The 12,868-nt window shown below is 69.3% G+C and carries 11 protein-coding genes and 1 pseudogene; 4 read left to right on the top strand and 8 right to left on the bottom strand.

Annotated features, from left to right (window positions below; translation table 11 throughout):
- Positions 1-447 (bottom strand): annotated as a pseudogene (locus ACLQ7T_RS15550) (hypothetical protein); the annotation flags it as partial.
- 172 nt (positions 448-619) lie between these two features.
- On the opposite strand from ACLQ7T_RS15550, the gene ACLQ7T_RS15545 reads away from it, so the two are divergent.
- On the top strand, positions 620-1,039 hold the full coding sequence (locus ACLQ7T_RS15545) for a SufE family protein (RefSeq protein ID WP_420480211.1): 420 nt from the start codon (positions 620-622) through the stop codon (positions 1,037-1,039).
- On the opposite strand, the gene ACLQ7T_RS15540 is transcribed toward ACLQ7T_RS15545, so the two are convergent.
- From ACLQ7T_RS15540 to ACLQ7T_RS15530, 3 genes are all read right to left on the bottom strand, one after another.
- Positions 1,040-1,582 (bottom strand): hypothetical protein, encoded by a 543-nt coding sequence (locus tag ACLQ7T_RS15540; protein WP_420480210.1) that lies wholly within the window; start codon positions 1,580-1,582, stop codon positions 1,040-1,042.
- Between the two features lie 107 nt (positions 1,583-1,689).
- A complete protein-coding gene (locus ACLQ7T_RS15535) occupies positions 1,690-2,442 on the bottom strand; it encodes a DUF6456 domain-containing protein (RefSeq protein WP_420480209.1) in 753 nt (250 codons plus the stop codon).
- Complete coding sequence (locus ACLQ7T_RS15530; protein WP_420480208.1) at positions 2,439-2,795, bottom strand: helix-turn-helix domain-containing protein; 357 nt, start codon at positions 2,793-2,795, stop codon at positions 2,439-2,441. Before ACLQ7T_RS15530 ends, ACLQ7T_RS15535 begins: the two co-directional genes overlap by 4 nt.
- A 291-nt stretch (positions 2,796-3,086) precedes the next feature.
- Between ACLQ7T_RS15530 and ctrA the strand changes: the two genes are divergently transcribed.
- Positions 3,087-3,794, top strand: a complete 708-nt coding sequence (ctrA, locus tag ACLQ7T_RS15525; RefSeq protein ID WP_420471588.1) for a response regulator transcription factor CtrA — start codon at positions 3,087-3,089, stop codon at positions 3,792-3,794.
- A 246-nt stretch (positions 3,795-4,040) separates the two neighbouring features.
- Positions 4,041-5,333, top strand: a complete 1,293-nt coding sequence (locus ACLQ7T_RS15520) for an OmpP1/FadL family transporter (RefSeq protein WP_420480207.1) — start codon at positions 4,041-4,043, stop codon at positions 5,331-5,333.
- Between the two features lies 1 nt (position 5,334).
- Here the strand turns inward: ACLQ7T_RS15520 and ACLQ7T_RS15515 are convergent, their stop codons facing one another.
- The 3 genes from ACLQ7T_RS15515 to ACLQ7T_RS15505 form a co-directional block, all read right to left on the bottom strand.
- A complete protein-coding gene (locus ACLQ7T_RS15515) occupies positions 5,335-6,261 on the bottom strand; it encodes an oxygenase MpaB family protein (protein ID WP_420480206.1) in 927 nt (308 codons plus the stop codon).
- Between the two features lie 95 nt (positions 6,262-6,356).
- Complete coding sequence (locus ACLQ7T_RS15510) at positions 6,357-7,862, bottom strand: DEAD/DEAH box helicase (protein WP_420480205.1); 1,506 nt, start codon at positions 7,860-7,862, stop codon at positions 6,357-6,359.
- 281 nt (positions 7,863-8,143) lie between these two features.
- Positions 8,144-8,776 carry a DUF1345 domain-containing protein gene (locus tag ACLQ7T_RS15505; protein WP_420480204.1) on the bottom strand — a complete coding sequence of 211 codons (633 nt, stop codon included), beginning with the start codon at positions 8,774-8,776 and terminating at the stop codon, positions 8,144-8,146.
- Positions 8,777-9,257: 481 nt separating this feature from the next.
- Between ACLQ7T_RS15505 and ACLQ7T_RS15500 the strand changes: the two genes are divergently transcribed.
- The gene (locus ACLQ7T_RS15500) at positions 9,258-11,351 is read left to right on the top strand and encodes a malate synthase G (RefSeq protein ID WP_420480203.1); all 2,094 of its coding nucleotides are present in this window, start codon (positions 9,258-9,260) and stop codon (positions 11,349-11,351) included.
- A gap of 74 nt (positions 11,352-11,425) precedes the next feature.
- Here ACLQ7T_RS15500 and ACLQ7T_RS15495 read toward each other — a convergent pair whose 3' ends face one another.
- Positions 11,426-12,817: an HlyD family type I secretion periplasmic adaptor subunit gene (locus ACLQ7T_RS15495; protein WP_420480202.1), complete on the bottom strand. Its 1,392-nt coding sequence runs from the start codon at positions 12,815-12,817 to the stop codon at positions 11,426-11,428.
- Positions 12,818-12,868: the final 51 nt, after the last annotated feature.

The following is a 12,868-nucleotide window of genomic DNA, read 5'->3' as shown; positions in this document are numbered from 1 at the left end:
GGCGCCCGGCCCGCCCAGCATCCAGCTGGTCGCCAGCCCGGCGATGGCCGCCACGCCGACACCGAGCGCGCCGGCCTGCACCAGTCGGGGGCCGCCCAGGGCGATCCCCGCCGCCAGCGGCAGGAAGACGAACCCGGCCAGGGGGCCGGTCAGGCCGCCCGACAGGGCCGCGGTGGTCGCCGCCGCCATGCCCCAGACGCCCATCAGGATCAGCCGGTCGCGGAAGGCGTCGTTCTTGAGCAGATTCAGGCCGATCAGGCCCGGCACGATCATGGCCAGAACACTGTAGAAGACCGGCCCGTCCACGCCGCCGATCCAGCGCGCCCCGAAAGCCAGCAGCGCGGCGGCGACCGCCCAGCCCGCATGCCAGACGGCCAGGGCGGCGCGATCGCCGGCCCCGGCGCGGGCGGCGCTTTCCGTCGTCTCGGCTCGGGGCAGGGCGTTCAAGGGGCGTGCGGGCGGATGAGAGTGACGTTTTTCGAACGCCCAGACTATCCGCCTGGGTGAGTCGTCCAAAGCGCACACCCCCATCAGGCGACTGCCGCAGGGCCGCAGGAGACGATTTCCGGGGATGGACCGCGCGGTTGTCGTTAACGCGGCATCGGCCTATCTGGCCCGGATGCACACGCCGCCCCCCATCGACGCCGTCCTTGCCGAACTGGTCGAGGAGTTCGACCTTCTCGGCGACTGGGAAGGCCGGATCGAATACGTCATCGATCTGGGCAAGGACCTCGAGCCCCTGCCCGAGGTTGACCGCATCGACGAGAACAAGGTGCCCGGCTGCGCCGCCCAGGTCTGGCTGGCCGGCCGTCGCGAAGGCGACCGCCTCTATTTCCGGGCCGACAGCGACAGCGCGCTCAGCAAGGGCAACATCGCCCTGCTGCTGCGACTCTACTCCGGCCGCACGCCGGCGGAGATTCTCGGGTTTGACGCCCGCGCCGCCCTGGACCGGCTGGGTCTGCCGTCGGCGCTCACGCGACAGCGCGCCAACGGCCTGAACAGCATGGTCGGCCGGATCAGGGACGCGGCGTCGGCCTGATCAGAAATACAGGCCGCGGATGCGCAGGGCGGGGCGTTCCCCCGGCGAGTTGAGCACCTCGACCTGAAGCCGACGTTCTTCCGGGTTGCGGCCGAGGCGTTCCCACTGGCGGGGCGCCCCTTCCTCGGTCGACCAGTAGCGGTCGTTGTTGAAGGCGCGGCGGCCCAGGGCGCCGAGTTCGGTCGCGCTGGCCCGGGTCGAGGAGAGGGAGCAGCTGACGGCATAGACCTCGGTGTCGCCGTGCTCGATGCTGCCTTCCTCCAGGCGGATGCGCCAGACGCCGTCGCGGGAGACCAGCTCGATTTCCGAGGCGTACTCCTCGATCGGCTGGCCGCGTTGATCGGCCGGCCGGCGGAAGTCGAGATCCCGCGCAGCGCGGATCGCCCGCTCGAAACTGCGGGTCCGGTTCGCATAGGGCAGGCAGACCTCGGCGAGGGCGCGCCCGGTCAGGTTGGTCTGCGCCAGCGCAGGATCGGCGGGCGCGAGACCCGCGCCGAGGAACAGCCCCGCCAGTGCGAGGCTGGAAGCCACTGATTTGTTCAACACACATCCCCGAAACACGGCGCCGGGGGAGCGGCGCCGAAAAAGCGAACCGCCCGCCAGGGGCCGTCCCTGAAGGCACCCTAGAACTGATGTTCTTCGGGCGGAAGTTACGAGCCTGTAACGTAACTTCCGGCTATGTCCGTCGCTTGCCCCAGCCGGTAATGGCGGGCCAGGGCGCCGAGGCCCAGTCTCAGAATCGCCTTTCCCGTGCGTCGGCGCAGGCCCAGTCTCCGCTCGGCGGCCTGCAGCGAGAAGCCGTTCAGGCAGACCAGTTCGACCATGGTCCGGCCGGGCCCGCAGGCGCGGAGCGCGGCTTCGATCCGGCCGGCGGCCAGGAGGGCGCTGTCCATGGGGGCGCCGGGGCGGCTCCGGCCCTTCCCCGACCGGGGCGGGGCGTCCCAGCTCATGGTCAGGTTCGGCCCGCGCCGCGCGGCTTCGGCCTCCAGGCAGAGGCGGTCCGCCGCGACGGCCTCGGCCTTTGACAGCAACGGGCGACCGTTCGGGTCCCGGCGGCTCGCCAGCCAGGCCACCGGCGAGGCCGCCAGATTGGCGGGCCGTTCGACGATCGCGCCATCCGGCTGCATCACCGGCCGCACGCCCTCGACCACGCCCGGGCGTCCGGGCGGCGGCGGAGCGGGGAGGCGGTCGGTCGGTCGGGCGGTCCATCCGCCGCCGCCGCGGGGGCGCAGCCCGGGCTCCCGCGTCAGGGCGACGAAGTCGGTCTCGTCCAGCCGCAACATGATCCGGGCGCGGCGGTCGCGTCCCGTGCGGATCACATAGCCGTCCCCGCAGCCGTCAATCCAGCCGGAGGGAAAGGACAGCAGGCGGCGGGCCCGTTCCAGCCGATGGTCGGCCGTCATGCCGGCAACTCGCAGCGGGGGCCGTCGAGGATGTCCCGTGCGGCCCGCTCCAGCCGGTTCAGCATGTCGTCCAGCCAGGGGCGGTCCCGCTCGTCCTCCGCCCAGCGGCAGGCCTGGGCGGCGGTCGTGCGGTTCAGGCCGAAGGCGAGGCCGACCCGGTCTATGGTCCAGCCGAAGCTGACGTGCGCGAGGTACATCGCCAGCCAGCGGGCCCGGCAGGCCTGGGTCGTTCGCCGTCGGTTGCCGCTCATGCTGTCCGTCGGCACGCCGGTGGCGGCGGCCACCATCTGGAGCGCCAGCCCGGCGCGCAGGCGATCGCCGCCGGACGCGCGGCTGTTGTGAAGGTCGTCCATGTCCTGTCTCCGTCATCACCATGGGGCCGGTCGTCCGCCGGCCTCAGAATAGGACTATATTCCTCGCATGCGTCGATATTGGACGTATCCGGGGACCGCGGAGCGGCGTCGGGACAAAAAAGCGACTCGCTTGACTCGAGACTCTCGACGGCGATTCGCAAATCAGCCTAGATTCGCCGTTAACCAATCGTATTAACCCTTCTTAAGGTTTTGAGGGGTTAACGTCGGAACAAGGTTACCCGGAAACGGGACAGTAATATCTACGGCCAAGCTCTGCCTGGAGGGGCAATAATGCGCGTCCTGCTTATCGAAGATGATCACGCGACCGCGCAGAGCATCGAGCTGATGCTGAAGTCGGAAGGCTTCAACGTCTACACGACGGACCTCGGCGAAGAGGGCATCGATCTCGGCAAGATCTATGACTATGACCTGATCCTGCTCGACCTGAACCTGCCGGATATGAACGGCCTGGAAGTCCTGCGCCAGCTGCGCGTCGGCAAGGTCAACACCCCGGTGATGATCCTGTCGGGCACCTCGGAGATCGAGACCAAGGTCAAGACCTTCGGCGGCGGCGCCGACGACTATATGACCAAGCCCTTCCACAAGGACGAGCTGATCGCGCGCACCCACGCCGTGGTCCGTCGTTCGAAGGGCCACGCCCAGGCGATCATCCACACCGGCGAGATCGCCGTGAACCTGGACGCCAAGACGGTCGAGGTGAACGGTCACCGCGTCCACCTGACGGGCAAGGAATACCAGATGCTGGAGCTCCTCTCCCTGCGCAAGGGCACGACCCTGACCAAGGAGATGTTCCTCAACCACCTGTACGGCGGGATGGACGAGCCCGAGCTGAAGATCATCGACGTCTTCATCTGCAAGCTGCGCAAGAAGCTGGCCACGGCCGCGGGCGGCAAGCACTACATCGAAACCGTCTGGGGCCGCGGCTACGTCCTGCGCGACCCGGCCGAAGGCGCGCAACCGGCCTCCGCCGCCGCCTGATCCTTCAGGGAAGAAACGTCAGAAAACAGAACGCCCGCCGGTCGCTCCGGCGGGCGTTTTGCTGTGCGCCCGGGTAAAAATGGTCATTTTATCGAATTCTGTTCACCGATCGGGTGAACATTGATCACATTTCTGAAATAAACGGCCCGAAGCGTTGCAGCCAAAGAGGCATGCGCGCATTTTCCTTCCGCCTCCCCGGCATAGTTGGAAACGCCGCCCTCCCCGGGCCTCCGAAAGTAAGAAGAAATGAGTTCGAAGAAGCTGTTCACCAGCGCGGCCCTCGCCGCGCTGGCCGTCGCCGTCGCCACCCCGGCCGCGGCCCAGTCCTATTATCTGCAGGAGCAATCCGCCCGCGGCGCCGGTCGCGCCTTCTCGGGTGAAGCCGCCGACACCGGCGTCGCCTCCCTGTGGTGGAACCCGGCCGCCATCGCCCGCAGCGGCCGCGAGGCCACCGTCGGCGTCCACGCCGTGGCCGTGAACTCCGAGGTTCGCGACGCCGGCTCCACCCTGACCTATCCCGGCGGCGTCACCGTGCCGGTCAACGGGACCGCGCTGGCCAACAGCCCGATCGAAAGCGGCATCGTCCCCAACTTCGCCATCGCCACCCCGATCGGCGACCGGTTCGCGGTCGGCCTGGCTGTCGCCGCCCCCTACAACTTCACCACCAAATACGAGGCGGATTCCTTCGCCCGCTATGACGCCATGACGTCCGAGCTGCGCTCGGCCAACGTCGGCCTGGTCGGCGCCATGCGGGTCACCGACTGGCTCGACCTCGGCGTCGGCTTCGACGCCCAGTATGTGAAGGCCAAGCTGACCTCGGCCCTGCCGAACCTGTCGCCGACCCTGCCGGACGGCTTCTCCTCGCTGGAAGGCGACGGCTGGGACTACGGCTGGAACGTCGGCGCCCAGGCCCATTTCGGCAAGCTGGATCTCGGCCTGAGCTATCGCTCGGCGATCGAGCATGAACTGGACGGCGAGGTCCAGATCTCGGGCCTGCTCGGCCCGCTGGCCGGCGCCAACCTGGTCAGCGACGGCGTGGCCGGGTTCAGCACCCCGTCCTACATCGCCGCCTCGGCCCGCTATGCCGTCAACGACCGTCTGACCCTGAACGCCCAGGTCAACCGCATCGGCTGGTCCGAGTTCGACAACATCGAGGTCGTCTACCCGACCGGCGGCCAGACCATCGTGCTGGACTACAAGGACGTCACCACGGCCGCCGTCGGCTTCGACTACGCCGCCACCGACCGTCTGACCTTCCGGGGCGGCCTCGGCTACACCCCGACGCCGACCCGCGAAAACGAGCGCACCGCCCGTATCCCGGACTCGGACCGCTGGCTGATCTCGGGCGGCATGACCGCCAAGGCCACTGACCGCATGTCGGTCGACTTCGGCCTGACCTATATCGCCTTCTCGGACGGCGACGCGCACAGCGACCGCACCCAGTACGCCGGCACCCCGGCGGCGGTGCAGTCCAGCCTGCGGGGCACGACCGAAGGCTATGGCCTCGTTTGGTCGCTGGGCGCCCGGATGGCCTTCTGATCTAGGCCGCCTTTGAGCTTTCCGGCGGGCGGTACAGCCAGTCCGCCGGAAGATCCAGGCGAACACAGGCGCGGGCCGGAGGGGCGCTTTCGAGCACCAGCCGGTCCGCGGCCTTCGCCATCGTCCGCACCAGCGGGCGTTCCAGCGGGGACAGCCCCGCCGCCTCCAGCCCCAGCCGCGCCTTCAGCGCCGGGGGCAGCAGATCCACCGCCGCCTTCACCAGCATCGGCTGCACCAGCCGGCCGCCGCCCGGCAGGGCCGGCGCCGCGCGGATGATCTCCAGAAACTCGAAGATGATCGGTGAGGCTTCCAGCCGATTGTCCATCGCCGTCAGCATCGCCTCCCATTCCGCGACCGAGCCGGGCGCGTTCAGCGCGCCGTACAGCCGCGCGGCCGGTGCCGCTTCGCCAAAGGCCTGATCCTTCAAGGCGTCGCCCAGCGGCTCGACCCACCGATCATAGGCCTCGATGAAGCCGTAGGACGCCGTCGCCTGCACCCAGTCCAGCAGGTCCGGATCATCGGCCGCATAGGCCTGGCCGTGCTCGCTGGTCCCGGTCACCCGCGCGTGCCGGCGGTTCACCCCCTCGATCATCGCCTCGGCCACCTCGCGCGGTGCATAGACGGTGACCATGGCCGCCAGCCCCGTCCGTCGCAGCCGCGTCACCGGATCGGTGCGGAAGCGGGTGTGGTCCCAGACGCCCGCCCGCACCTTCGGCTCGGCCAGCTCCAGCAACACCGCCGCCACCCCGCCGATGAACAGGGAGATCGGGTTCTTGAACAGCCGCCACGACACCGAGTCCGGCGCGGTCAGCGCGGGCGCCCCCGGCGGCGTGGCGAAGTCGACGCGAAATCCGTCCGCGGACATCAGCGCGCGCGCCGCATCCTCGATGCGGGTCTGGAGCGGGGAGGGGAGACGGAGCGGGGCCATTCTCCATCAAGGTCTGACGCGGCGCCCGGTTCCGCAATGCAAAACGCCCGCCGGATCGCTCCGACGGGCGTTTCACTGTTCAACTCAGGCCGAATTCAGCCCTTGGCGGCGTAGCCCTTGCCGCCGTTCGACGGGCGACGGCGACGCGGACGACGCTTCAGCTCGCCGACCGGCTTCGGCTCGTTGGCGGCCGGCGCCGAGGTGTGGCGCGGGTCGTTGTTCGTCTGACGGCCGCGGTCACGGGCCATCGGGTCGAAGGCGCGTTCCGGGGTCGGGCGAGCCTCGGCGGCGCGGCCCTTGCGGACGCGGTGCGGTTGCCCGCCGCCTTCCAGCTTGATGCCGTCGCGGCGCGGATTGCGCGGGCCGCGTTGCTGCTGCTGGCGGTCGCCGCGACCGTCGTCCGGCATCGAGGCCTTGTTCTTCACGCCCGAGGCCATGATCGACTGGTCCAGCAGGGCCAGCGACTTGTCGTTGCGGCGGTCGCTCGACGGGATCTTCTGGCGCGTGACCTTCTCGATGTCCTTCAGCAGCTTCATCTCGTCGCCGGCGACGAAGCTGACGGCCGAGCCGTCGCGACCGGCACGGGCCGTCCGGCCGATGCGGTGGACATAGGCTTCCGGCACATAGGGCAGCTCGAAGTTCACGACGTGCGAGACGCCGTCCACGTCGATGCCGCGCGCGGCGATGTCGGTGGCGACCAGCACGCGCAGCTTGCCGGCCTTGAAGGCGGCCAGCGTGCGTTCACGCTGCGGCTGGGACTTGTTGCCGTGGATGGCGCCGGCCTCGACGCCGCCGGCTTCCAGATAGGCCGCGACCTTGTCGGCGCCGTGCTTGGTCTTCGTGAAGACCAGGCAGCGGGTGTATTCCGGATCGGCGAACATCTCGGTCAGCAGGGCGCGCTTGCGGCCTTGCTCGATGTGGATGACCGACTGGTTGATGCGCTCGACCGTGGTCGACTGCGGCGTCACCTGGACCTTGACCGGGTCCTTCAGCAGCTCACCGGCCAGCTTGCCGATCTCCGACGGCATGGTGGCCGAGAAGAACAGGTTCTGACGCTTGGCCGGCATGCGGCTGACGATCTGGCGGATCGGCTTGATGAAGCCGAGGTCCAGCATCTGGTCGGCCTCGTCCAGCACGAAGATTTCGGTGGCCGACAGGTCCAGGTTCTTCTGCTGGATGTGGTCCAGCAGACGGCCCGGCGCGGCGACCAGAATGTCGAGACCCTGGTTCAGCGAGCGTTCCTGCCCGCCGTACTTCACGCCGCCGAAGATCACGGCGACGCGGAAGCCCAGGTGCTTGCCGTAGGCCTTGAAGCTCTCGCCGATCTGGGTGGCCAGTTCGCGGGTCGGGCTCAGGATCAGGGCGCGGGTGGTGCGCGGCACGGGGGCGACGCGGTTGGCGGCCAGACGGTGCAGGATCGGCAGGGCGAAGGCGGCGGTCTTGCCGGTGCCCGTCTGGGCGATGCCCAGCAAGTCCTTGCCCGACATCACGTCCGGGATGGCCTTCTGCTGGATCGGGGTCGGGGTCTCGTAGCCTTCCGCCTTCAGGGCGGTCAGCAGGGCCGGGTTCAGGCCCATGGAGTCAAAGGTGGTCTTGCTCACGGAGCGTCTTCTTTCGCATGCGGCGATGAGCATCAGCCATGGCTCAACGCCATCGGGCCGCGCACCGCCAGTCCCGATTGGAGCCTCTACGCGGAGGCCGTCGGGGTGGATCGGGCGCCGCCCCGCGTGTCCGGGCAGCGAATGAACTTGAGGAGCCGGCGGCTGCTACAGACAGGTTCCCGGGGAGGGGAGCCCACACGCGCTGGAGACGCCGGAGATCGCAAAATGCTGCGATGCAGCAGGCAAATGGCCCTCAAAGGTGTTCAAGTCAAGGCGTGGGCTCAGTTCGCGCCCAGCAGACCCACCGCCATATTGACCGTCAGCGCCACCACCACGGTGTTGAAGACGAAGGCGGTCAAGCTGTGAACGGTCGAGGTCCGGCGGATGCCCCGGTCGGCGATCTGGACGTCCGCCGTCTGGGACGCCACCCCGATGATCAGCGAGAAATGCAGGAAGTCCCAATAGTCGGGCTCGGGATCGTCGCCGGGAAACAGCAGTCCGCCCCGGTCGCCCTTCGCGCCCGGCGAATAGAAGACGTGGGCGTAGTGGAAGGCGAAGATCACGTGCACGAACAGCCACGACAGGGCGACCGTGACCAGCGCCAGCACCGCCGGACCGCCGCCTCCGCTCGCCGCCTCGCCGACTACGACGACCACGCTGCCGACGGCTGCGATCAGCGCCAGCGGCAGGATGGCGGGACCCGCTTCATCCAGCGCTGACGCGCGCTTGCGGATGGCGTCGGCGGACCGGGTGCGCAGCACCTTCACCGCGCTCTCAATCAGGAACAGCCCGACCCCGATATCCCACGCCAGCGCCACCTTCGACGGCCACCCGCCGGGGATCGGCCAGAACAGGCCGGAGCCCGCGATCAGGATCAGCAGGGCCAGAGCCCAGTGGAGGCGGAACCAGGTCATGACCCCAATCCATCACCTCTCCATCGCCCCTTCAAGGCGATGGGGAGGACAGATCGCGCAGCGATCAGGAGGGGGCGGCGCGGGCGTGTGCCGTTGGCCCGCCAACACCGCTATTTGAGGCCTCTTCTGCCGCGACCGAGCCGCCCTCGCCTGACCGTCACTGACGCGCCGGTCTGTCCTCTCCATTCGCTTGAAGGCGAATGGAGAGGTGAGGCTTGCGTCCAATCGTGACGCATCGACCTGCTACCCTACGGCCGACTGACCACTGCCTGAGCCAATAGACGACATGGACGATCTGGACGGTCTGGACGGTCTGGACGGTGTTTTCCAACCGCCTCCCGGACCGGCCGGTCCGCCCGAACCGGACTCACCGGACTCTTTTTTTCCGGCGCGAAATTCTTCCCGCACCTGCGAAATCCCTCGACTTCCCCTACGTGATCACGGAATGTTACAGCCTCGCTCCCGGGAGATGCTGATGTCGATGACGCCGCGCGCTGGCCTGCAGGTCGCACAGGAACTGGCGGATTTCATTGAGCAAGAGGTGCTTCCGGGCATCGGCGTGGAGGTCGATCGCTTCTGGTCCGGCGCGGCGGACCTGCTGAACTGGGCCGCCGTCGAGAACCGCGCCCTGCTCAAGGTCCGCGACGACCTGCAGGCCCGGATCGACGACTGGCACGCCGCCCGCGCGGGTCAGCCGCAGGACCCCGCCGCCACCGTCCGCTTCCTGACGGAGATCGGCTACCTCGTCCCCGAGCCGGCCCCCTTCGCCCTCGCCACCACCAATGTCGACGCCGAGGTCGCGACCCTGGCCGGACCTCAGCTGGTGGTCCCGGCGCTCAACGCCCGCTTCGTGCTGAACGCCGCCAACGCCCGTTGGGGCAGCCTGTATGACGCCCTCTACGGCACGGATGCGCTGGGCGACCTGCCGCCGCCGGGCCCTTATGACGCCGTCCGCGGCGCCCGCGTTGTCGCCCGCGCCAAGGCCTTCCTCGACGAGGCCGTCCCGCTGGAGAACGGATCGTGGGCCGACCTCGGCGACCCGTCGAACGGCATCGCCCTGAAGGACCCGGCACAGTACGTCGGTCAGACCGACAAGGGCCGCGTCTTCCGCCACAACGGCCTGCATATCGAGGTCGTCTTCGACCTGTCCCACCCCATCGGCGCGACCGATCCGTCGGGCATTTCGGACGTCGTGCTGGAGGCCGCCCTGTCGACCATCGTCGATCTGGAGGACTCGATCGCCGCCGTCGACGCCGCCGACAAGGTCGCCGCCTACCGCAACTGGCTGGGGCTGATGACCGGCGCGCTGGTGGAGACCTTCGACAAGGGCGGCAAGACCCTGACCCGCGCCCTCAACCCCGACAGGGTCGTCACGGCGCCTGACGGCTCCACCCTGACCCTGCCGGGCCGGTCCCTGCTGTTCGTCCGCAACGTCGGCCACCTGATGAGCACGCCCGCCCTCCGGCTGGCGGACGGCTCCGAGGCCTTCGAGGGCGTGCTGGACGGGCTGATCACCTCGGCCATCGGCGTCCATGACCTCAAGGGGCTGGGCCGGTTCCGCAACAGCCGTGAAGGCTCGATCTACATCGTCAAACCCAAGATGCACGGGCCGGACGAGGTGGCCTTCACCGACGCCCTGTTCGGCAAGGTCGAGGATGTTCTGGGCCTGCCGCGCCACACCCTGAAGGTCGGGGTGATGGACGAGGAGCGCCGGACCTCGGCCAACCTCGCCGCCTGTCTGAAGCAGGTTGCGAACCGCCTGGTCTTCATCAACACCGGCTTCCTAGACCGCACGGGCGACGAGATCCACACCGCCATGCGTGGCGGCCCGGTGGTCCGGAAGGCCGAGATGAAGTCATCCGACTGGATCAGCGCCTATGAGGCCCGCAACGTCGCCATCGGTCTGGCCTGCGGCCTGAACGGCAAGGCCCAGATCGGCAAGGGCATGTGGGCCGCGCCGGACCAGATGCAGGCCATGCTGGAGCAGAAGGCGGCGCATCCGAAGACCGGGGCCAATACCGCCTGGGTCCCGTCCCCGACGGCGGCGACCCTGCATGCGCTCCACTATCACCAGACCGACGTCTTCGCCCTGCGCGAGGCCATCGCCGCCCGTCCGGCCCCGGGCCTCGAGCCCCTGCTGAGCGCGCCTGTGGCGGCGGGCCGCAACTGGTCGGCGGAGGCGGTGACCGAGGAGCTGGAGAACAACGCCCAGGGCCTGCTCGGCTACGTCGTCCGCTGGATCGATCAGGGCGTCGGCTGCTCCAAGGTGCCCGACATCCACGACGTGGGGCTGATGGAGGATCGGGCCACCCTGCGCATCTCGTCCCAGCACATGGCCAACTGGCTGCTGCACGGGGTCTGCACGGCGGACCAGGTCGACGCCGCCCTTCTGAAGATGGCCGCCCGCGTGGACGCCCAGAACGCGGGCGATCCCCTTTACGAACCGATGGCTCCGAACCCTGACGCCAGCCTCGCCTTCCAGGCCGCCCGCGCCCTGGTGTTCGAGGGAACGGCCCAGCCCAACGGCTACACCGAGCCGCTGCTGCACCGCTTCCGTGCGCAGAAGAAGGGTTGAGGGGCGAGGGATGAGGAAGTCAGATCGGGGTGGCGCTGCAGCCGCCTCGACCCTCGACCCTCAGCCCTTGACCCTTACTGCTCGCTGCCCGAGCGCCACAGGTTGTTGGTCAGCGGCTCCAGCATATAGGCCAGCGCCGTACGCTTGCGCAGCAGGATGACCACCTCGACGGGGGCCCCCGGACGCAGGGTCTCGGCGCTGCGGCCCAGCTTGGCCAACTGCTCCGCCGGAACGACGATCTCGGCGCGATAGAAGGCGGCGCCGGTCTCCTCGACCGTGAAGCTGTCCGCCGAGATGCGGGACACCCGGCCGTGGATCAGCGGCGGATTGCGCTCGCGCAGGCCGGTGAACTTCACCTCGGTCTCCTGCCCGATCTGCAGATTGTCGATGTCGGTCGGCAGAACCTGGGCGACGATGACCTGCGAGGCGTCGCGGGGGACGATCTCCATCAGGGTCTGGCCGGGCTGGATGACGCCGCCCTGGGTGAAGATGGTCAGGCCGACCACCTGGCCGGTCGCCGGAGCCCGGACCTCGCTGCGGGCGATCTGGGCGCGCAGCTCGACCATGCGCGGCCGCAGTTCGTTCAGCTGGATGTCGATCTGGCGCAGCTGGTCGGCCACGTCCTCGCCCAGCCGGGTGTTGACGCCGGCCATCTGCAGCCGGGTCTCGCCGACCTGTTCACGCGAGCGGGCGATCTGGGCCCGCAGCGATCCCAGTTCGCCGTCCAGCTGCGCGGCGGTCCGCTCCAGCGCCCGCACGCGGGTCTGGGGCGCATAGCCCTGGGCGGCCAGATTCCGCATGCCGGTCAGCTCCTCCTGGATCAGCCGCTGCTGTTCCTCGTTGGAGTCGATCTGTCGCTCATAGCCCTCGATCTGGTCGTTCAACTGGGCGATGCGCTGGCTCAGAACCCCGGTCTCGGTGGAGCGGCCGGTCCGGCGGGCGCCGAACTGCAGCCGCTGTATCCGCAGGGACTCCTGCGCGAGGGCCGCGTCCTCCGGCGGGAGGTCGGCGAACTCCTGCGGCAGGGGAATCGCGCCCAGCCGATCGCGCTCGGCGACCAGGCGCGCCCGTTGGGCCAGCAGGGCGTAGACCTGGCCGGCGACGCCGCGTTCCGTGGCCCGCAGCTCGCCGCTGGACAGGGTCAGGAGAACCTGTCCGCGCTGGACGGTGTCGCCTTCCCGGACGTGCAGGGCGCTGACCACGCCGCCCTCGCGGTGCTGCACCGCCTGCCGGTTGCCCGACACCGAAATCTGCCCGTGGGCGAAGGCCCCGGCGTCCAGCGGCGCAAAGGCGGCCCAGCCCAGGAAGATGACGAAGAAGGCGACGATGATCCCGCCGCCGGCCCACAGCTCCAGCCGGGGCGTGTCGGGCACGCTGATCGGTGTCGGCGGCGCGCCGGTCCCTGGCGGCAGGGACGCGGGCGACGCGGCGGGCGCGGAGGAGGTCGGCGCGGCGGTGTCGGTCATTGGGTCCGTCGCGTCGCAGGAGGCTGGGCCTGGGGTTGGGGCGGCGCGGCC

Source organism: Brevundimonas sediminis (assembly GCF_048799765.1).
In the GTDB taxonomy this organism is placed as follows: domain Bacteria; phylum Pseudomonadota; class Alphaproteobacteria; order Caulobacterales; family Caulobacteraceae; genus Brevundimonas.
The sequence above is the reverse complement of the archived record's forward strand: the minus strand, read 5'-3'. Positions and strand labels throughout refer to the sequence as shown.

Coding starts and splice junctions, on each gene's coding strand:
- ACLQ7T_RS15520 (WP_420480207.1), top strand. CDS start 4,041: ATGAGTTCGAAGAAGCTGTTCACCAGCGCGGCCCTCGCCGCGCTGGCC.
- ctrA (WP_420471588.1), top strand. CDS start 3,087: ATGCGCGTCCTGCTTATCGAAGATGATCACGCGACCGCGCAGAGCATC.
- ACLQ7T_RS15495 (WP_420480202.1), bottom strand. CDS start 12,817: ATGACCGACACCGCCGCGCCGACCTCCTCCGCGCCCGCCGCGTCGCCC.
- ACLQ7T_RS15505 (WP_420480204.1), bottom strand. CDS start 8,776: ATGACCTGGTTCCGCCTCCACTGGGCTCTGGCCCTGCTGATCCTGATC.
- ACLQ7T_RS15545 (WP_420480211.1), top strand. CDS start 620: ATGCACACGCCGCCCCCCATCGACGCCGTCCTTGCCGAACTGGTCGAG.
- ACLQ7T_RS15500 (WP_420480203.1), top strand. CDS start 9,258: ATGACGCCGCGCGCTGGCCTGCAGGTCGCACAGGAACTGGCGGATTTC.
- ACLQ7T_RS15535 (WP_420480209.1), bottom strand. CDS start 2,442: ATGACGGCCGACCATCGGCTGGAACGGGCCCGCCGCCTGCTGTCCTTT.
- ACLQ7T_RS15530 (WP_420480208.1), bottom strand. CDS start 2,795: ATGGACGACCTTCACAACAGCCGCGCGTCCGGCGGCGATCGCCTGCGC.
- ACLQ7T_RS15515 (WP_420480206.1), bottom strand. CDS start 6,261: ATGGCCCCGCTCCGTCTCCCCTCCCCGCTCCAGACCCGCATCGAGGAT.